Annotated in this window: 18 protein-coding genes and 1 tRNA gene; 16 read left to right on the top strand and 3 right to left on the bottom strand. The window is 63.1% G+C overall.

Annotation, left to right across the window (positions count from 1 at the left end; all coding sequences use genetic code 11):
- The first annotated feature begins 94 nt into the window (after positions 1–94).
- Complete coding sequence (locus ACQR1W_RS02605) at positions 95–538, top strand: hypothetical protein (protein WP_434849345.1); 444 nt, start codon at positions 95–97, stop codon at positions 536–538.
- 199 nt (positions 539–737) lie between these two features.
- Positions 738–1,979 carry a hypothetical protein gene (locus ACQR1W_RS02600; RefSeq protein WP_434849344.1) on the top strand — a complete coding sequence of 414 codons (1,242 nt, stop codon included), beginning with the start codon at positions 738–740 and terminating at the stop codon, positions 1,977–1,979.
- A gap of 51 nt (positions 1,980–2,030) precedes the next feature.
- On the opposite strand, the gene ACQR1W_RS02595 is transcribed toward ACQR1W_RS02600, so the two are convergent.
- Complete coding sequence (locus ACQR1W_RS02595; RefSeq protein WP_434849343.1) at positions 2,031–2,384, bottom strand: helix-turn-helix domain-containing protein; 354 nt, start codon at positions 2,382–2,384, stop codon at positions 2,031–2,033.
- On the bottom strand, positions 2,365–3,099 hold the full coding sequence (locus ACQR1W_RS02590) for a hypothetical protein (RefSeq protein WP_434849342.1): 735 nt from the start codon (positions 3,097–3,099) through the stop codon (positions 2,365–2,367). Before ACQR1W_RS02590 ends, ACQR1W_RS02595 begins: the two co-directional genes overlap by 20 nt.
- On the opposite strand from ACQR1W_RS02590, the gene csgH reads away from it, so the two are divergent.
- From csgH to ACQR1W_RS02560, 6 genes are all read left to right on the top strand, one after another.
- The gene (csgH, locus tag ACQR1W_RS02585; protein WP_434849341.1) at positions 3,080–3,382 is read left to right on the top strand and encodes a curli-like amyloid fiber formation chaperone CsgH; all 303 of its coding nucleotides are present in this window, start codon (positions 3,080–3,082) and stop codon (positions 3,380–3,382) included. The genes ACQR1W_RS02590 and csgH overlap by 20 nt on opposite strands.
- Positions 3,379–3,861, top strand: coding sequence for a hypothetical protein (locus ACQR1W_RS02580; protein ID WP_434849340.1), 483 nt, complete (start codon positions 3,379–3,381; stop codon positions 3,859–3,861). The genes csgH and ACQR1W_RS02580 overlap by 4 nt, the downstream gene beginning before the upstream one ends.
- Before the next feature lie 30 nt (positions 3,862–3,891).
- Complete coding sequence (locus ACQR1W_RS02575) at positions 3,892–4,203, top strand: curli assembly protein CsgF (protein ID WP_008968991.1); 312 nt, start codon at positions 3,892–3,894, stop codon at positions 4,201–4,203.
- Positions 4,204–4,241: 38 nt separating this feature from the next.
- On the top strand, positions 4,242–5,120 hold the full coding sequence (locus ACQR1W_RS02570) for a CsgG/HfaB family protein (RefSeq protein ID WP_035981422.1): 879 nt from the start codon (positions 4,242–4,244) through the stop codon (positions 5,118–5,120).
- Between the two features lie 172 nt (positions 5,121–5,292).
- Positions 5,293–5,580: a hypothetical protein gene (locus ACQR1W_RS02565; protein ID WP_434849339.1), complete on the top strand. Its 288-nt coding sequence runs from the start codon at positions 5,293–5,295 to the stop codon at positions 5,578–5,580.
- A 245-nt stretch (positions 5,581–5,825) separates the two neighbouring features.
- A tRNA-Ser gene (locus ACQR1W_RS02560) sits at positions 5,826–5,915 on the top strand.
- Positions 5,916–6,448: 533 nt separating this feature from the next.
- Here ACQR1W_RS02560 and ACQR1W_RS02555 read toward each other — a convergent pair.
- Entirely contained in the window at positions 6,449–8,215 is a 1,767-nt protein-coding gene (locus ACQR1W_RS02555; protein ID WP_434849338.1) for a B12-binding domain-containing radical SAM protein, read from the bottom strand.
- Positions 8,216–9,959: 1,744 nt separating this feature from the next.
- Here ACQR1W_RS02555 and ACQR1W_RS02550 point away from each other — a divergent pair.
- The 8 genes from ACQR1W_RS02550 (at position 9,960) to ACQR1W_RS02515 (ending at position 18,614) form a co-directional block, all read left to right on the top strand.
- The gene (locus tag ACQR1W_RS02550) at positions 9,960–10,895 is read left to right on the top strand and encodes a septal ring lytic transglycosylase RlpA family protein (RefSeq protein ID WP_434849337.1); all 936 of its coding nucleotides are present in this window, start codon (positions 9,960–9,962) and stop codon (positions 10,893–10,895) included.
- Between the two features lie 396 nt (positions 10,896–11,291).
- Positions 11,292–12,551 carry a D-alanyl-D-alanine carboxypeptidase family protein gene (locus ACQR1W_RS02545; protein ID WP_434849336.1) on the top strand — a complete coding sequence of 420 codons (1,260 nt, stop codon included), beginning with the start codon at positions 11,292–11,294 and terminating at the stop codon, positions 12,549–12,551.
- Positions 12,552–12,553: 2 nt separating this feature from the next.
- Complete coding sequence (gene tmk / locus ACQR1W_RS02540; protein ID WP_434849335.1) at positions 12,554–13,237, top strand: dTMP kinase; 684 nt, start codon at positions 12,554–12,556, stop codon at positions 13,235–13,237.
- Complete coding sequence (locus ACQR1W_RS02535) at positions 13,234–14,274, top strand: DNA polymerase III subunit delta' (protein ID WP_434849334.1); 1,041 nt, start codon at positions 13,234–13,236, stop codon at positions 14,272–14,274. Before tmk ends, ACQR1W_RS02535 begins: the two co-directional genes overlap by 4 nt.
- Positions 14,275–14,339: 65 nt before the next feature.
- Positions 14,340–16,352, top strand: coding sequence for a methionine--tRNA ligase (metG, locus tag ACQR1W_RS02530; RefSeq protein ID WP_434849333.1), 2,013 nt, complete (start codon positions 14,340–14,342; stop codon positions 16,350–16,352).
- On the top strand, positions 16,352–17,140 hold the full coding sequence (locus ACQR1W_RS02525; protein WP_434849332.1) for a TatD family hydrolase: 789 nt from the start codon (positions 16,352–16,354) through the stop codon (positions 17,138–17,140). The genes metG and ACQR1W_RS02525 overlap by 1 nt, the downstream gene beginning before the upstream one ends.
- Positions 17,140–17,937: an MBL fold metallo-hydrolase gene (locus ACQR1W_RS02520; protein WP_434849331.1), complete on the top strand. Its 798-nt coding sequence runs from the start codon at positions 17,140–17,142 to the stop codon at positions 17,935–17,937. The genes ACQR1W_RS02525 and ACQR1W_RS02520 overlap by 1 nt, the downstream gene beginning before the upstream one ends.
- A 47-nt stretch (positions 17,938–17,984) precedes the next feature.
- Positions 17,985–18,614, top strand: coding sequence for an antibiotic biosynthesis monooxygenase family protein (locus tag ACQR1W_RS02515; RefSeq protein ID WP_434849330.1), 630 nt, complete (start codon positions 17,985–17,987; stop codon positions 18,612–18,614).
- Positions 18,615–18,717 lie beyond the last annotated feature (103 nt).

Below are 18,717 nucleotides of genomic sequence, written 5' to 3'. Positions count from 1 at the left end.
AGAGGCCGGATTTGTAATGCTGCCGTCACACTCGTGAGAGAAGACAGGCTTGGGCGCATGGAGTAGGGGGCAGCCGCGTCAGCGGCCTCTGGCAATGGACCGGTACGGGTACTCGATTTTTTGTGACGATATTCGCAACGAGCCCGGCGGCAAGCTCAGCTTCATCGGCTGCTACAACGGCGTGATCTTCATCTCGGGCCAGTTTCCGCTGGTGCTGCCGAAACTGTGCGTTCATACGCACATCTTCTCGCCGGTCTCGCAGCCGTTCAGTTCGATCGTGGTGCGCTGCTATCTGCCGGGCGATGAGCAACCGTTTGCCGAAGAGCCGATCGAGACGCCGCGGCGCAGCGAACAGACCGGACTGGTCGCCAACCTCAGGCCCGAGACGAGCGCGCCGCTCTATATCGTGGCCGCCACCAGCCTCATCTTCACGCCGCTTGAACTGCGATCGGGCGGGTTGCTGCGCATCCGTGCGTTCGTCGACGCCGAGCAGGAAGTGCGGCTCGGATCGTTGCGGATCGAAGGCCAGGCCTGCTGAGCGCAGCCGCCTGCGACCGACATCGACGATTTCATCATTCGATCCGAACGCGTCGAGGCGAAAGGCCGCGGGCCGCCGCGTCCGATTTGGCCAGATGCCTGAACGTCTGTCATTCGGCCGTCAGGTTAACAATGTTTTAACGCGCGCCGAGGGCGGCGATCCCCGCCGGCCCCGCTTTGGACAACGCAAGGACCATTTCATGAGAATGATGACTGCCTTGGCACTCATCCTCGCCAGCGTTTCGGCCGCGAATGCCGCAGGCGCGCGCAGCAACGAATCCTTCATCGAGCAGGTCGGGACCTATAACGAGGCGACGATCAACCAGAAGAACGGCAACAACAACCAGGCCGCGTCTCAAACGGGCCAGGACAACAGGGTGCTCACCAGCCAGGTGAACAAACTCGCCCGCGGCCAGAACAACTCAGGCAATGTCCAAGTTGGGAAGGACAACTTCGCCTCCACGCTCCAGACCAACACCGCGCCCAACGCGGACGCAACGGATGTGCGCTTCCGGAACAACTCGTTCAGCGCTCAATATGGCCGCCAGAACACCGCGCTCGCCAAGCAGGAGGGCGGCAAGAACAATCAGGGCACGTTGCAGGTCGGCGACATGAACGTGTCGGAGGTCATCCAGTCGAATTCGAGCGTGACCTCGCCGTCAGCGAGTCCGGTCGGTGGCGCCAACAACGCCGAGACCAAGCAGTTCGGCAAGCAGAACCAGGCCGCAGTTTCGCAGAAGAGCGCAGACGGTAACGCGGACGGTGAATTCCAGCCGGGCCACAGCAATGCGTCGATGTCGTTGCAAGTGGGCAACCGCAACGAGGTCGCAACGGAACAGACCTCGGTCGGCCGCAAGGGCGAAGGCGTGCGGAACACCGCTGCCACGGTTCAGTTCGGCAATGATAACCTGGCATCGACCAAGCAGGGCGGCGGCGCCGCCGGCAGCTTCGGCGATACACCGGAGGAGCAGCGCGCGAATTTCACCAACGCCTCGATCATCGGCCAAAGCGGTGTCAAGAACGTCGCAGAGGTGGAGCAGGCCAATGGCGCCAACACCCAGGCGCTGTTCCAGCGTGGCACCAAGAACGCTGCGAGCATCGAGCAGAGCACACAGACCTTCGGTACGGGCAATGCCAGCAACAACGCACTGACCTCGCAGCGCGGATCGAAGAACCTCGCGACCGTCAGCCAGTCGGTCGCCGTTCCGCTCGCGCTCGGCAACAACAACTCGCTGATCTCCCAGGTCGGCGGCTCCAACGTGGTCAATGCCGCGCAAAGCGTCGGCCAGCAGGCCACCGCCGGCAACAACAACCAGGTCTCGATGCAGGTCGGCCAGGGCAACGCGATCCAGCTGGTGCAGGCCACCGGCGCCAACGTGACCAACACGTCGTTCACGGCCCAATACGGCATCCACAACACAGCGACGGTTGTTCAGAAGTAACCGCGCTTGCAGGCGGCGGGCATTCCCCGCCGCCTGTACGCTCTGATCTGACTAATCAGCGGATCGCTTCGGGGCGATGATCCGCGCCGGCTGATAGCTGATCGTCGACGTGCGCGGGGCGATGTTGTCGCCGGCCATCTGGTCCGGCCGGCGCAATTCGACGCAGATCTCGCGATCGAGCGCCCAGGCGAGATCGGCAAGCTCGCGCAAGGTGATCTCCGCTTCACCGGACAGCTTTTGATTGACGAGCGCGCGGCGCGTCTGCAGGCGCTGCGCCAATTGCTGCTGCGTCAGGCCTGCACGCCTTTCCTCCATGATCGCCTTGAGCAACTCGCGACGCACCCGTCCCATCAGCCGGCCGGCCTTGCGTGCGCGCGCGTCGATATCAAACCGAAAGAACGTCATCCGGCGCATCCCCCTTCACACACAACGTCTCACCAATCCCAAGCTCGCGGCGCAGCCGCCGGATCGCGATCCGGTAGCCGCGATAGAGATCATGATCCTTGATGATGTCAGCCCAATTTCCGAACACCGCAACAAAGCAGTCTTTCGTCATGAACCAGCCGAAGATGCGGATATCGGGCGTCTTCAGCTCCCACACCGCATTGTCCTCGGCGCGAACAGCGCGAAACTGTCTGTTAAAGACCAGCGGCGCGCCGCTCAAGAACGAATAGAACAGATCATCGATCTGCTGCGCGGGCGCCAGATGGCCGAGCAGCCGTGATGGCGGCGATGCGCCTGCAAGGATCTCCTGCAACCAGGCGACGAATTGCGGCGTCCCATAGAGCAGGCGCAGCGGCTGTTCGTGCGGGCCGAGTTCGACCTCGATCCGAACGATCGCTCCGTTCGCGACAAGGTCCGAGATAGTAGGCATGCGAGTAGCAATCACTGGTCGAATGACGATGCGCAAGAAGCACGAGCCTGCAGTGTACGCGATCAGCTTACTATGTTGCAGGGGGATCACGGCCGCGCCCGGGTTGATCCAAGCCGACCGCGATTTTACAGATTGTCGCAAAACAGCAAAGAACGACCGATACGGTCCCCGCAAAATTGCCGTATGTACGGCAAATTTGAGCGAGTGACAGGTGAGTAACAGGCCGATGCAGCCGACTGCAGCCACGGCAATCGAATGCGCAATACGGACGGCTCCGCAGTCCGGCTACGTGAAGATCGAGGCGATTGCCCGATCCGTCATCACCGCCAACGGTCACTATCGTTTCCTGGTCGACAAGCAGAGCGACACTGGACGCTCCAGCAACACGCAGAGCGGCAGCTTCGTGCTGCAAGCCGGGCAGGAGCAGGTGCTCACGACGATCGTGCTGGATGGCTCGGCCGCTGGTCATTATCGCGCCGAGCTCATGTTGGATTCGGACCATGGGAGACAGACGTGCACCGCGCCATGAAACAAATCGCCGCGATCGGTGCCACCGGCCTCGCCATGGCGGTCAGCGCTTCAGCGCACGCAGAGTCCGCCTATATCGCGCAAGTGAATGGCAAAGCGGGTGTCACGGTTTCGACGTCCGCATCCCAGCCTGCCCAACTCATGCCGGTCGCCAACTACGCGCCCCGGCAGACGGCCTATGTGCCGACGCCGGAAGCGACGCAATCCTCGCGCAGCAACAACATCGCACAGACCTTACAGATCGGCAGCTACAACCACGTGCTGCAACTACAGACCGGCGGCAACAATTATTCCCACGTCGGCACCATCGGCGGCACCGACAACGATGTCTCCGTGCTTCAGGGCGGTCGCGACTATTCCAACCTGAACCTGATCAACACGCAGGGCCTGAACATCGCGGTGCTCCAGCCGCCCGGGTCCGCCCCGATCAACATGCTGATTGCCAGACTTCCGAACGGAAGTCTGTTGATCAAGCGATGACCTCTCAACTTCCAAATCGAGATCTGTAACATGCGTAAGTTCGGCCTGGCCTTGTTCGCGATTGCATCCGCCTACGCCGCGGCGGGAGCAGCCGCGGTCGCCTCTGAGATCGTCTATCACCCGGTGAACCCGACCTTCGGCGGCAGCCCGCTGAACGGCTCGTTCCTGCTGTCGCAGGCACAGGCGCAAGGCGAGGGCGTCAAGTCTGGCTCGCAGGGTCCCGATCTGTCGGGTCTGAACAACGCGTTGAGCAATCTCAACGGCCCTGCCATCATCGTCAACCCTACACCGTCCGGCTCATCGCCAGCGCCCACAAGCGCGGTGCGCTCCCTCGTTCCCTGACACGCTGACATCGCCGAGCCGGCGCCGGATCTCACGTCATGAACAGACATTTTCGAAGCATCGCGGCCATTGCGATGCTCTCTCTCAGCTTGGCCGGATGCATGACCGGCTCGGCCAAGGACCCGTTCGCGAAGCCCGCGAAACTGGTGCCGGATACCAAGACCGGAATTGTGCTCGACCACCTGCCGCCGCCGCGCCGCAAGCTCGACGTCTCCGTCTACAACTTTCCCGACCTGACCGGGCAGAACAAGCCGAACGACAATTTCGCGGAATTCTCTCGCGCTTTGACGCAAGGTGCTAGTGCCGTGCTGATCGATGTGTTGACCAAGGCCGGTCACGGCGACTGGTTCAACGTCGTTGAACGCAACGATCTGCAACCGCTGCTGCAGGAGCGGCAGATCATCCAGAACACCCGCACGGCCGCGGAAGGCGACAAGGCGCCGAGCCTGCCGCCGTTGCGCTTTGCCGGCATCCTGCTGGAAGGCGGCATCATCGGCTACGACAGCGACGAGACCACCGGCGGCATCGGCGCCAACTATCTCGGCATCGGTGCCGACACCCAGTATCGCCAAGACATCATCACGGTGGCGCTGCGCGCCGTCAGCGTTCAGACCGGGCGCGTGCTGGCGAGCGTAACCACCACCAAGACGATCTATTCGGTCCAGGTCCACAGCGCAGCATTCCAGTTCGCCGCGATCGATCAGCTGCTGCAGGCCGAGCTCGGCTTCACCAAGAACTCGCCAGCGACGCTTGGTGTGCGCGAGGGTGTTCAGCTCGCGGTCTATGCCTTGATCTTCGAAGGCGTGAAGAACCACCTCTGGGAGTTCAAGGATCGCGCGGCCGGCGAGGCCTTCATGCGCGAGCTCGAGAAGCAGCAGGAGGCGGCGGCGATCAAGCCGGACGTCCCGAAGAGCTAGGGCTACGGAACGCGGGTGGGCAGGGTGGCCCTGCGCACACGGAGCGGCTCTCATGCGCCTGCCTAATTTGCCGGTGCCATCTTGGAAAACGCGCGGAACCGTGATCTGTGTCCAGCATCAGTTCAATTGGCGGCGCCTCAGCAGAACCGGGAAGCCGAACGGGCATGATCCGATGATCGAAAGTCGCGCCAGACCGACAACGCTGGCCCTGCTCGCTGCGTTCGCCCTTGGCTCGCTGGGCGCGACTGACGGGGTTGCCGGCTCGGAGGTCTACATTCAGCAGTCCCGCGGCAACGTCGCGCCGGGCACGAGCGTGATGACCAAGCCGCCGCCGGAAGCATCGGCCCCGTCGAATGCCGCGGCCGCTGCGCCGACCGCGCCCGAGACCTGCAACGCCCAGAACGCCTCATCGTCGCAGGCCTGCTATACCGCCACCCAGCAGGCCCGGCCGTCGCGATGATCGCAACCAGGCCTGCGCGCGGCATTCGCTCTGTTCCGCGGCTTCTCTGCGGGGTCCAATCCGGACAATCGACGCGCGCCATCAGCCTTGTTGACGATTCGCCCCGGATCACCCTAAAGAGGCGGGTCGCCTTGGCGCCCGTTCTGAGCTGTCACACGCCGCCAAGGGGCGACAATGCCTCAGCTTGATGCTTCAAATTGACGGCTGGGCAGGGCGATGCCGAAGCAGGCTGATGCCGATGTGCTGGAAGGGTGGCCGAGTGGTTTAAGGCACCGGTCTTGAAAACCGGCGTGCCCGCAAGGGTACCGTGGGTTCGAATCCCACCCCTTCCGCCACTATTTCGTTTGAAGAGAAGAAGGCAGCCCGAGATCGTAGAGAAGGCCTAGATCTTCGAGCAGTGCGCACAGGCCTATATTGACAAGCACCGAAACAATTGGAGCGAGAAGCGCCGCGCTCACCAGGCCTCATTCTTAAGATACTCCTGGACTTCGGCCTCGGTCGGCTCTCGATAGGTCCATCGGCCATCCGGCCCGCGCTTGCGCATTTGAAGCCGGGCGAACGTGCCAAGCCTGACGACGGGCTGCCATTCCTCAGCGCTGGCGCCCTGGCACGACGCTCTGTTGAACCAAGCGAGCGGATGTCGCCATTCTCGGAGCAATCTCATCTGTGCCCCGCTTCGCTGAACAAAGGGCACTCAAGAATCACGATTCGGAACTTGTCGAAGCGACGGCCTCGATCGGAGAGCCGTAGCCGAAACCATGGCTCTGCTACCTTAGATTGGTAATAATCCTGAGATTTCAAGGGAGTTGACAGGACTCCTCGTCCGCCAGCGTTGGTCGCAAGCTTCGCTGATCACGCGCGGATGCGATCAAGGCGACGGCGCGCGCTCTTTCGGCTTCTGCGCCGCCTCGACATGTCGCCGCTGCGCGAGAAAGGCCTCGCTCGATCTGGTCTTGAACAGTTCCAGCTTTTCGGTCTCGTTCCCAAGCGGCGCCAGCGCCTGGTCGACGTAAGCGAGCCGCTGCGGATCCGCCTTGACCTTGCGCGCCAGCCGCTGAAGCCGGATGGCGAGCGTGGCCCAGCGGACCGCCTTGACCGCCGTCTCGGCAACATAGCGCGGATAGAACAACCAGGCCGGTTCGACCGGCAGAGGCGGGCGGCGCTCGTGCCGGCTCTTCAGCCGCAACACACCGCCCTCGAGCGGATGCACATGCTCGATCGGATGATAGCCCTTGAAATAGAGAGCGTAGTTGACGATCCGGCTGATGTTGTTGCCGGTCGCCGCGGCGCGCCGCATCAGCGTCTCGATGTGCTCCCAGCTGTAATAGGTCTCCCAGGCGAGCTCATAGGCGCGCTCCCATTCCGCCTTGGTCATTGCGGGGTGCGCGACCGTGACGTGATCCAGATCGTATTTGTTGAGGTCCGGATCCATCGAAACACCCTTCGCATGCAGCGTCTTGTGATCTTCCGAACCGGGCAGCGGGGTCAGAAAGAAGAATTCCAGCATGTCGATCGGCAGTTCGTGCTGGATGATCCTGATATCACGGACGATCGACGCCGGTGTGTCGTTTGGAAAGCCCAAGATATAGCCGCCGACGGTGATGATCCTGGCCTGCTTCCACGCCAGCATCATCTCGCGATAATCGGTGATCTTGTTCTGCCGCTTCTTGGCGCCGGCAAGACTGTCTGGGTTGATATTCTCAAGGCCGATGAAGCAGCGCCTGACGCCGGCGCGCGCGCATTTCTCGATGAAACCCGGCAGCTTGTGACACAGCGTGTCGACCTGGATCGTGAAGCGCAAATCCCAACCTTCCCTTTCGCGAAGGTCGATGATCCGGTCGAGCAGGGCTTCCCAGTCGCGGTTGCGGGCAAAATTGTCGTCGGTGATGAAGAAGGCCGAGATGCCCTGCGCGACATTGGCGCGGATCAATGCCTCGATGTCGTCGGCGGAGCGGCGGCGCGATTTGCGACCCTGCACATTGATGATGGTGCAGAACGAGCACTGGAAGGGACAGCCGCGGCCGGCATCGAAGCTCGTGGTGTGACCGATCACCCGCGCGATCTGCTGATGGGGAATGATCGGCAGCGGCCGGTCTTCCAGATGCGGGAGATCATCAAGGAAGTTGTAGATGGGTTGCTGCCGACCGGCCGCCGCATCGCGCAAAACCTCGTCCAGCCGCCCTTCGGCTTCGCCAGCGAACACGGAAACGCCGAGGTCGAGCATCTCCTGAAGGCTTCGATCGCGCTCCGGCAGCATCGCGAGCGTGCCGGACACATGGAAGCCGCCGACGGCGACGGCGACACCGCGGCGGCGAAACTGCCTGGCGAGATCGAGTGACCTCGGAAACTGGTTGGACTGCACGCCGACCAGCATCACCATGCCGGCCTCCGCCGCCTTGATCGTGCGCGCGAGATCCTCGACTCGCACCCGCCAATTGGTCTCGTCGATGGCTTCGATGCTGATGTCGACGTCGGCGCCGAGAACCTGGCGCTCGCGGCAATCCATCGCAATGCCATAGAGACATGCCAACGAATTCGAAGGCAGGCCGCCGCGCCACCACCGGATGACGTAGCCGTCATCGTCGTAATGCGACGGCTTGATCAGAACCAGCCGAAAAGTCTTGCGTAAGCTCATGAGCGTGATCCCATGAGTAAGAGATCAGCGTACGGCTTGTCCCGATCGACGCCAAGCGCGCTTGATTGCCGGCCGATCAACTTTGCGGCACGCCTGCGACGTTCGCGGCGGCCGGCGAGTTTGTTCCGAATGGAACCACGGTAAAACGTCAGAACCATTGAGTTTATTTGATTTCAACTAATAGGACCGTGCGTTCTGCTGCTCGTCGCTGTGTGCGATAGAATGCGTTGAATGAGGCCACAGCGTGAGAGAATGGTATCAGTTCGTTTCAGTTCATTACGACGAATGAGCTGATCGGAATTCCGATGCGACGCCGTGGCCCTCCGGCTCGCGCCGTCGCGATGAGTTCTGATCCGGCGATGGCTGTGGGGTGGGGAGTTCAGGGAGAGAGCGTCGAAACTATCGCGCCGATACGGGCGAGGGCAGCCTCAAAGGGGGGATTGCCGCTGTTGCACTAATATGAATGGCAAGCGGAGCGGCTGGAGATTACAGACCGCACAGTCGTCACATGGCTGTTTGGGCAGCTGATTGAGCTGGTGAGATCGCGACGTGGCTTCGTTCGGGCGAGGCCGATGTCACTGATCTCGAGAACAGACGGCGTTGTGTGTGCCCTTGTAATAAGTCGCGTGCCAGCCATCTTTGATCACGTGCTGTCGCTCGTCGAGATGCCAGCCTGGCGCACCCATATGCTGTCGTCCTCGCATCACTGCGGGATTGCAGGCACAAGCGGCTCCTGGAGGAGTATGTCGCGTGCAGGGTGCGATGGCCAAGTCCTGAGCGTAGGCCGGAGCAAGTCCTCCAAGGCCGTACCAGATCGGCAACAAACAGATTCCTGAAACGACCTTCGCAGCCATTCGAGCCCCCGGACCGATTGCATCCAACCGCAACTCGTCTGGGAGGGTAACCCGGTCACCCCCAGGACAAAAGGGCTACCGAGATCATCCGACTGTCGACCTCATCTATCTGTGCAACGGGGGCCGATCTGTGTGTTCGGCACGCCTGTTCGATCATCATGTCGGCGTCCGCGTCGGCGCGGCCGCGACCCGTTTCGAATCAACGCTTCAAGTCAACGCAAACGCGATCAGGCTGGAGCACAGAACCGCGAGGCTGACGGCCGTCAGGGCGAGGAAGCCGCCCGAAACCTTGTCTTGATGGCGCATGGATCACCTCCTGCGCTTGATGCTTGTCCGAACCGGTTAAAACTTTCGGAAAAGCCGGGTCGTGAAATTAAGCTTCAGCTCATCCCAGGCCTGTCGCCCGGCGGCATGCCCAAGGGATGGACGTTGCGGCGCATAGGCGCCGGACGTCAGGCTCGGGAGCGCACGCCTTCGAACGCATGAGCCAGGAAAATCCCGGCGCCGACCAAACCCATGACAGCTGTGATTGCTTCGATCATCGCAAGAGGTCCTTCTGAGCCCCGCGAGAACCAAACGACGGGGGGCCCCGCACAGTCAAAAGGATTTAGTCCCGCAAAATGAGATGAGGACCGACTGAGGATTCACCGCAACAGATGTGGCATAAAGGAAGCAGTGGAAACACAGGATGGCCTCGCGGGAGACGCGAGCGGTCCATCCAGGCGGACGCATAGGGCGCAAGGCTTGGTTAACCAAGCCCAAGCCCACCCCATTTCCGCCGTGTTCGGGTTGCGTTATCCTTGTGCATTGGGTCGCGGTGGGACGCGACTCGGGGAAGTAGTCCGGTTCGCTGCCAGCAGCGGTCGCCGGCGGGACGGTATTCGGGGTCAATGGGGTTTCGTCGGACATATCCGGGCGAGAGAGCGGTGCGCGGCGCTGTCGCGGTTCTCGCGTGCCTGACGGTTGCAAATTGCGCCTCGTCGAACAAATTCGCCAGCCGCGTCGATCCGAAATACGGCGTGTCATCGAGCCCGCGCGTGGTTGCGTTCGGAGAACCTGTGCCCAAGGGGGGCGGGGTCTACCGGGTCGGCAAGCCATATACGGTGGGCGGTCGTGTCTACGTGCCGGAAGAGGACGTGAACTACCGAGCCGAAGGGCTGGCCTCCTGGTATGGAGACGATTTCCACGGCCGGCTCACCGCCAATGGCGAGGTGTTCGACATGGCCTCGCTGACCGCGGCTCACCCGACATTGCCGATGCCGTGCTATGCCCGCGTCACCAATCTGGCCAACGGCAAGTCGCTGATCGTTCGGGTCAATGATCGCGGCCCGTATCACGACAACCGCCTGATCGACGTCTCCAACAAGGCCGCCGAGCTTCTCGAGTTCAAGAACCACGGCGTGGCCAAGGTGCGGGTCGAATATGTCGGCCGCGCGCCGCTCGAAGGCTCCGACGACGTGCAGCTGATGGCGACCTTGCGCACCGGAATCCCGGCGCCTGCGCCCTCCCTGGTACGGGTCGCCTCGGCGCGGCCGTTCGTGCCGGAGATCGGCGGCGCCGGACGTTCGGTCCGCGGCGAAATTCCGATGCCCGAGGAGCGGCCTTACACGCTGGGCAACTCGGCGGCGGATGCCGCCTCGTCCGGGGGCAGTTCGGAGCTGTCGGCATCGAGCCGCTCACGCGGACGCGTGCTCGAGAATCCACGTGCCGTGAGCTATGATCAGGACGGCGGCTATGTGACCGGCACGAGCCGGGCCTCCGCCTACGCGCCGGACGACGGCGCGCAGGAGGCGCGCGACATTCTCAGCGGTCGCGGACTCTATTAAGCGACCGTCAGGCCGGGCTCCAAGCCGGCAAAAGAAAACCCCGCGGGGCTGGACGCGGGGTTTCCTCAGTCGGCGTACCGGGGATTCAGGGCCAAAGGCGCCGACTGATCACGCATATTTAAGGTTGAATTCCCAAAAAGCAACAGCGTTGCCGTGAGGAATATGTTCTCAAGGCAACGCTGCGACGAATACTGGGCCCTGAAATATCCCCAGCGATAGTGTGTCGCAGCATTCCGCAAAAGGTTCACGCAGCGCGGGATCGATGCAGCCATATCCGCTCGGGCCCTTTCTGCTCTGAGCGCCCGATGGTTGGGGAGCGCCGAAGGCGGCAGGGCTGGCGATGTTGTTCGCGCTGTGGCCAGCTGTTAGAACGCCATTTGCTCCGGGGCCCCGCCGATGGCACTGAAAATGTTACCATTCCGTCCGTCCGTTCCGTTTTCCGGGCGCCCCTGGCGTGCACTCGCCGCGGTCGCGGCTGCCCTCATCATCGGTTGGAGCGGTGTGCTCCAGGCCGCCAACCAAAGCGTGCAAGGCGCGCGCAAGGAGGAGGGCGGCTTCGAAGGCGACGCCCCGACCGCGATCCTGATCGAAGCCACCAGCGGCAGCGTCCTGTTCGAGAAGAATGCCGACGAGCTCCGCGCCCCCTCGAGCATGATGAAGCTGATGACGGCGGAAGTGGTGTTCCACGCCGTGAAGGACAGCACTGTCAAGCTGACGGATGAGTACCGGATCAGCGAGAACGCCTGGCGCAGGGGTGGGGCCCCCTCGGGCACCTCGACAATGTTCGCGGCCTTGAACAGCAAGGTCTCGGTCGACGATCTCCTGCACGGCGCCATCATCCAGAGCGGCAATGATGCCTGCATCGCGCTGGCCGAGGGCATGGCCGGCAACGAGAAGATCTTCGCCGCCGATTTCATGACCAAGCGCGCCCGCGAGCTTGGCCTCGCCAAATCCACCTTCGCCAATGCCAACGGGCTGCCCGACCCCGGCAACAAGATGACCGTGCGCGAGCTTGGGATGCTCGCGCGCCACATCATCCTGGACTATCCGGAGTTCTACAAGCTGTTCGGCGAGAAGGAGTTCACCTGGAACAAGATTCGCCAGCAGAACCGCAATCCGCTCTTGAACGCGATGGAGGGCGCAGACGGACTGAAGACCGGCTACACCAAGGAGGGCGGCTACGGCATGGTCGGCTCTGCGGTGCAGAACGGCACGAGGCTGATCGTTGTCGTCAATGGGCTCGAGGATCCCGAGGACCGCGCCACCGAAGCCAAGAAGATGTTGGAATGGGGGTTTCGCAATTTCGAAACCCGCACCCTCTTTGCAGCCAACCAGCCGATCGGCTACGCCCGGGTGTTCGGCGGCGAAAGCCGCTCCGTCAAACTGTCGAGCCCGGAGCCGATCAAGGTCATGGTGCAGAAGAACGGCAGCGACAAGCTGATCGCCCGGATCGTCTATAGCGGTCCGGTTCGGGCGCCGATCGAGCAAGGGCAGCGCGTCGGGGTTGTCAGGGTATGGCGGGGACCCAATATCGCGGTGGAAAGCCCGATCTATGCCGCCGAGCCGATCGAGAAGGGATCGACCATGCGGCGCGCAATCGATGGCGTCGGCGAGCTCGTGATCGGTTTGTTCCGCGCTGGCGTCGAGAAGCTCTAGCAATGGGCGATGCTCAAGTGCAACGCGGCCCCGGCCGCGGCAAATTCGTCACTTTCGAAGGCGGCGAAGGCGCCGGAAAATCCACCCAGATCAAGATGTTGGCCAAACGTCTTGAGGCCGCTGGCGTGCGCAATGTCTCAACCCGCGAGCCCGGCGGCTCCGCGGGTGCCGAGATCATGCGGCATCTGGTCCTGTCAGGGATTGGCAAGCTGCTCGGCGCCGACGCCGAGACACTGCTGTTTGCCGCCGCTCGCGACGATCATGTCCGCAACGTGATCCTGCCGGCGCTGAACCAGGGCAGCTGGGTGCTCTGCGATCGATTCTTTGATTCGACCCGTGCCTATCAGGGCAGTCTCGGCAAGGTCGCCCCCGACGTCCTCAATGCCATGCAGCGGGTGACGATCGGCGATCTCAAGCCGGACCTGACCATCATCCTCGATGTACCCGTCGAGATCGGGATGCAACGGGCCGCCGTTCGGCGCGGCAGTGACGCACCCGACCGGTTCGAGAGCGAAGACGTCAAATTCCACCAGGGCCTGCGCGAGGCCTATCGCAAGATCGCAGCCGATGATCCCAAGCGCTGCGTGTTGATCGACGCCACTGTCGAGCCGGACCGGGTCGCGGATGCCGTCTGGGATACGGTTCGCATGCATCTGTTCACGCCCGTCACCGTGGGACCACCATGAGCGCGCGCAAGACCGAAACCGAAATCGCGGTCCGCCATCCGCGCGAGACGTCGATTCTGGTCGGGCATCGCGAGGCCGAGGCGGCCTTGCTTGCGGCCTATCGCAGCGGCCGCATCGCTCACGCATGGCTGATCGGAGGTCCTCCTGGCATCGGCAAGGCGACGCTGGCCTATCGGATGGCGCGCTTCGTGCTCGCGCATGGCGATTCGGGCGCGCCCGCAGTGCGCGGAGCCGATACGCTGTTCGTCGATCCGAATGACCAGACCGCGCGCCGCATCGCTGCCGGCGCTCATGGTGGGCTGCTGACACTCGAGCGCTCCGCCAACGACAAGGGCGTGCTGCGTACCGTCATCACCGTCGACGAGACACGCGAGACGATCAGCTTCTTCGGCTCGACCGCTGCCGCCGAGGGTTGGCGGGTCTGCATCGTCGACACCGTCGACGAGCTCAATCCCAATGCCGCCAATGCGCTCTTGAAGATCCTCGAGGAGCCGCCGCAGCGCTCGCTGTTTCTCCTGGTCAGCCACGCCCCGGCGCGGGTGCTTGCCACCATCAAGTCGCGCTGCCGGAGGCTGAGCCTACGTCCGCTCGCGACTCAAGATGTGATCCGCGCTGTCGCTGAGGCCACAGCGACCGACCCGGCCGATCCCGCGCTGATCGAGGCCGCGGCCGCATCCGAAGGCAGCGTGTCCCGCGCGCTGGCTTTACTGGGTGGTGATGCGTTGCAGCTGCAGACCCGCACCGCGGCGCTGCTTGCGACCCTGCCGCACCTCGATCCGAACGAGCTGCATGCCCTGGGTGACGCGCTCGGCACCAGCGACCGCGTCGCGCTTGCGAGCTTCATCGATACGATCGAGCGTTGGGTGGCCGCGCGGCTGCGTGGACCCGATCCTAACGCCAATCTGCCCCGCCTTGCACGGCTCGCCGAGGTATGGGAAAAGATCGTTCGCGCCGCGCGCGACACCGAATCCTATAATCTGGAGCGAAAACCGCTGGTTTTCTCGGTGTTCGGGATGCTCGCTGAAGCCACGCGGTAGCCGCGCTAGTGTCCGGGCGCCCATCCCGAGATCATCCGTCCGACGTCGTTTGAGGGGAATTTGCCGTGGCGAAGGCCAGCAAGAAAACTGTCAAGAAGGGCTCGAAGAAGGCCAAGGCCGAACCGCGCGCCAAATCCAAAGCTGCCAAATCCAAGGCTGAGAAGTCCAAGGCTGCCAAGTCCAAGGTGAGCAAGTCGAAGAGTTCGAAAGCGAAAGCGCCGAAAGCGAAGGCACCGAAGGCCAAGCTAGCCAATAAGGCGGCAAACAAGACGGGCGCAAAAAAGGCGCCCAAGAAGACCGTGAAAAAAGCCGTCAAGCATGTGAGCAATGCTCCGGCAAAGGCGGGCAAGGTCGCAAAGGCCCCCGTTGCGAAAAAGCCGGCTGCTGCCACACCAGCTGAGATCAGGACGGTGGTCGAGGCTCCGAAGGCGCCACGTCCCACCAAGCCAAAGGCGCCGCGCAAGCCGAAAGCTGCGGTTGATCGCGAGGCGCAACAGCGGGAGGCCGCTGCGCCGGCGGCAACCGAACGCGCCGCCAGCAACACGTTCTACGTCACCACTGCGATTGCCTATCCCAACGGCCAGCCGCATATCGGTCACGCCTATGAGGCAATCGCGACCGATGCTATCGCGCGCTTTGCGCGGCTCGACGGCAAGGAGGTGTTCTTCCTGACCGGCACCGACGAGCACGGGCTGAAGATGATTCAGACCGCGCAGAACGAAGGTTTGACGCCTGCTGAACTCGCCGCCCGCAATGCCGGCCGTTTCCGCGAAATGGACGAGCGGCTGAACGTCTCGTTCGACCGCTTCATCCGCACCACGGAGCCCGCGCACCACCGCTCGGTCCAGGCGATCTGGAACCGGATGCAGCAGAATGGCGATATCTACATCGATGTGTATTCCGGCTGGTACTCGGTGCGCGACGAGGCCTACTACGCCGAGGACGAGACGCGCCTCAACAACGACAATGTCCGCCTTGGTCCGCAGGGCACGCCGGTGGAATGGGTCGAGGAGAAGAGCTATTTCTTCCGGCTGTCGGCCTATCAGGACAAGCTGCTCGCGCTCTATGAGAGCAACCCTGAATTCATCGGCCCGGACTCCCGCCGCAACGAGATCGTCAGCTTCGTCAGAGGCGGGCTGAAGGATCTCTCGATCTCGCGCACGACCTTCGACTGGGGCGTGCGGGTGCCTGACGACCACGAGCACGTGATGTATGTCTGGGTCGACGCACTGACCAACTACATCACCGGCATCGGCTTTCCCGACGAGGATGATCCCAACTGGAAGTACTGGCCGGCCGATGTGCACGTCATCGGCAAGGACATCATCCGCTTCCACGCGGTGTACTGGCCGGCCTTCCTAATGTCGGCCGGCGTTCCGGTGCCGAAGCGCGTCTACGCGCACGGCTTCCTGTTCAACAGGGGCGAGAAGATGTCGAAGTCGGTCGGCAATGTCGTCGATCCCTTCACGCTCGCCGACCAGTATGGCGTCGACCAGATGCGCTATTTCTTCCTGCGCGAGGTGCCGTTCGGCCAGGACGGCAACTACAATCATGAGGCCATCGTCGCGCGCATCAACGCCGATCTCGCCAACGATCTCGGCAATCTCGCGCAGCGCTCGCTGTCGATGATCGCCAAGCAATTGGGCGGCGTGCTGCCCGAGCCCGGCGAGCTCTCCGCCAACGATAAATCGATCCTGGCGGAGGCTGATGCCATGATCGGCGCCGCGCGCAAGGCGATGGCGACGCAGCAGATCCACCAATGGCTCAACGCGGTGTGGTCGGTGGTCGCCGAAGCCAACCGTTATTTCGCCGGCGAGGCGCCATGGGCGCTGGCCAAGACCGATCCGCCGCGGCAGCGCACCGTGCTCTATGTCACAGCGGAAGTGATCCGGCAGATCGCGATCCTGACCCAGCCGGTGATGCCGGCCGCATCGGCAAAGCTGCTCGACAGCCTCGGCATCCCCGAGGATGAGCGCGACTTCGCGCGGCTCGGCGGCGAGGACAGGATCGCGCCTGCCACCCAGGTCCCGGCGCCGCAGGCCGTGTTCCCGCGCTACATCGAACCGGCGGCTCAGTGATGCTGGTCGACAGCCATTGCCATCTGGATTTCCCGGATTTCGCCGACGATCTCGATGGCATCATCGCGCGGGCGGTCGCGGCCGGGGTCGGACGCATGGTGACGATCTCGACCCGGGTGCGGCGCCTTGCCGAGCTGCTCGCGATCGCCGAGCGCTACGACAACGTCTATTGCTCGGTCGGGACCCACCCACACAATGCCGACGAGGAAGACGGCATCACGGCCGACGAACTGATCGCGCTGACCAGCCATCCGAAAGTGGTGGCGCTCGGGGAGGCGGGGCTCGACAATTTCTATGAGTACGGCTCGCGCGCGGCGCAGGAGCGCGGCTTCCGTGCCCATATCGCCGCGGCGCGCGCAACCGGGCTCCCGCTCGTGATTCACACCCGCGAGGCGGACGAGCAATGCGGCCGCATCCTGGAGGAGGAGATCGCAAAGGGACCTTTTCACGCCGTGCTGCATTGCTACACAGGCGGACGCGAGCTGGCGATGAAGGCGATCGATCTCGGACTGCACATCTCGTTCACGGGCATTCTGACTTTCAAGAAGTCGGAGGCCCTGCGTGCGCTGGCCGCCGAGCTGCCGGCCGATCGCATCATGGTCGAGACCGACGCGCCGTATCTCGCGCCGGGCAAATTCCGCGGCAAACGCAACGAGCCGGCTTATGTCGTGGAGACCGCCAGGGTGCTGGCTGAGACCCGCGGCGTGTCGCTGGAGGACCTCTCGCGACAGACCACCGAGACCTTCTTCAAGCTGTTCTCCAAAGTGCCGCGCCCGACAGGTGCCTGATGATGCTGACGCTCACCATCCTTGGCTGCGGCTCTTCCGCCGGCGTGCCGCGCCCGGCGCTGGGGTGGGGCGCCTGCGATCCGAACAATCCAAAGAACCGCCGCCGCCGCTGCTCGTTGATGGTGGAGCGAACGTCCGTCCACGGCACCACGCGCGTGGTGATCGATACCTCGCCGGATCTGCGCGAGCAGCTGATCGACGCCGATGTCGATCATATCGACGCGGTGTTCCTAACCCACGAGCATGCCGACCAGACCCACGGCATCGATGATCTGCGCTCGGTCGTCATGCATCAGCGCCGGCGCATTCCGGTGTATCTGAGCCAGTCGACGGCCAAGGACATCATGCACCGGTTCTCCTATTGCTTCATCTCGCCGGCCGGCAGCGATTACCCGCCGATCCTGACCCAGCACGCGATCGAGGCCGGCGGAACTCAGGCCGTGGAAGGCAAGGGCGGCGAGCTGAAGCTGTCGGCCTTCCTGGTTCAGCACGGCAACATCCCGGCGCTCGGCTACCGCATCGGCAACGCCGCCTACACGCCGGACCTCAACGACATTCCGGAAGAGAGCTGGGGTGCGCTGGAAAATCTCGATCTCTGGATCGTCGACGGCCTGCGCTATGCTCCGCATTCCAGCCATTTCTCGGTCAACGACGCGCTGGCCTGGATCGAACGCTTCCAGCCGAAACGAGCCGTCATCACCAATATGCATGCCGATCTCGACTATGAGGTGCTGCGCCAGAGCCTGCCGGAGGGCGTGATCCCTGCCTATGACGGGATGCAGCTGACGGTCGGGTAAGAATTGCAGGTGGGCAAGGGGCGCGGTTGGAACATGGAGATGCAGCCATGATGTCCTTGTTCTTCGAGGTCGAGGTCAAGCCCGACCGCATCGAGCAATATCTGAACCTGGCGGCGGCGCTGAAGCCAGAGCTTGAGGAGCTCGGTGGCTGCCTGTTCCTCGACCGCTTCAAGAGTTTGTCGCGTGACAATCTGATCCTGTCTTACCAGATCTGGCAGGACGAGGGCGCGCTGACCGCCTGGCGCGCGCATGCGCATCATCATCAGGTCCAGACGCTCGGGCGCGACAAGGTGTTTTCCGACTACCGGCTGCGGGTCGCGCAGGTGATCCATGAAGCGCGGTCCGGAAAGCCGGCCTGGCAGCCGGAGCGGCGCACGTCCTATAATGATCCGAAGCGGCGGCCGCCGACCTATGTGCTCGCGACCGAAACGTCGCAGGCGAAGCTCGGCACCGCCTTGGATATGCCGCTCGCGAGCTTCGCCAGCGTCTATCGCGAGGGCCGCTATGCCCATCTGATCGCGTTGCCGGACTATGAAGTAGGGTTGGCGCTGAGCCCGAGATTGCTGGCCGATCCGGCGACAGAGTATGTGCGTATCGTCGAGGTCATCAGGGACTACGGCATGTACGACCGCCGCGAGGCGCCGCAATATTATCCGGAAAAGAGCAGGGAGGCGTAGCGTTGCGGCACCCCGCCTTTGCGTCATTTATTCCAGCCTGATAGTTGAAATAATTCGGTTGAGGGGCAGAGCGTTTTGATCGAGGCTGGGGCGGTGCAACGCG

The sequence above is a fragment of the Bradyrhizobium sp. HKCCYLS1011 genome (genome assembly GCF_051167795.1).
Lineage (GTDB): Bacteria > Pseudomonadota > Alphaproteobacteria > Rhizobiales > Xanthobacteraceae > Bradyrhizobium.
This window is presented reverse-complemented; position numbering and strand designations above follow the sequence as displayed.

Bases quoted from the DNA above. Each gene is read 5' to 3' on its own strand.
- ACQR1W_RS02605 (WP_434849345.1), top strand. From the start codon at position 95: ATGGACCGGTACGGGTACTCGATTTTTTGTGACGATATTCGCAACGAG.
- ACQR1W_RS02600 (WP_434849344.1), top strand. From the start codon at position 738: ATGAGAATGATGACTGCCTTGGCACTCATCCTCGCCAGCGTTTCGGCC.
- ACQR1W_RS02595 (WP_434849343.1), bottom strand. From the start codon at position 2,384: ATGACGTTCTTTCGGTTTGATATCGACGCGCGCGCACGCAAGGCCGGC.
- csgH (WP_434849341.1), top strand. From the start codon at position 3,080: ATGCAGCCGACTGCAGCCACGGCAATCGAATGCGCAATACGGACGGCT.
- ACQR1W_RS02580 (WP_434849340.1), top strand. From the start codon at position 3,379: ATGAAACAAATCGCCGCGATCGGTGCCACCGGCCTCGCCATGGCGGTC.
- ACQR1W_RS02575 (WP_008968991.1), top strand. From the start codon at position 3,892: ATGCGTAAGTTCGGCCTGGCCTTGTTCGCGATTGCATCCGCCTACGCC.
- ACQR1W_RS02570 (WP_035981422.1), top strand. From the start codon at position 4,242: ATGAACAGACATTTTCGAAGCATCGCGGCCATTGCGATGCTCTCTCTC.
- ACQR1W_RS02565 (WP_434849339.1), top strand. From the start codon at position 5,293: ATGATCGAAAGTCGCGCCAGACCGACAACGCTGGCCCTGCTCGCTGCG.
- ACQR1W_RS02555 (WP_434849338.1), bottom strand. From the start codon at position 8,215: ATGAGCTTACGCAAGACTTTTCGGCTGGTTCTGATCAAGCCGTCGCAT.
- ACQR1W_RS02550 (WP_434849337.1), top strand. From the start codon at position 9,960: ATGGGGTTTCGTCGGACATATCCGGGCGAGAGAGCGGTGCGCGGCGCT.
- ACQR1W_RS02545 (WP_434849336.1), top strand. From the start codon at position 11,292: ATGGCACTGAAAATGTTACCATTCCGTCCGTCCGTTCCGTTTTCCGGG.
- tmk (WP_434849335.1), top strand. From the start codon at position 12,554: ATGGGCGATGCTCAAGTGCAACGCGGCCCCGGCCGCGGCAAATTCGTC.
- ACQR1W_RS02535 (WP_434849334.1), top strand. From the start codon at position 13,234: ATGAGCGCGCGCAAGACCGAAACCGAAATCGCGGTCCGCCATCCGCGC.
- ACQR1W_RS02525 (WP_434849332.1), top strand. From the start codon at position 16,352: ATGCTGGTCGACAGCCATTGCCATCTGGATTTCCCGGATTTCGCCGAC.
- ACQR1W_RS02520 (WP_434849331.1), top strand. From the start codon at position 17,140: ATGATGCTGACGCTCACCATCCTTGGCTGCGGCTCTTCCGCCGGCGTG.
- ACQR1W_RS02515 (WP_434849330.1), top strand. From the start codon at position 17,985: ATGATGTCCTTGTTCTTCGAGGTCGAGGTCAAGCCCGACCGCATCGAG.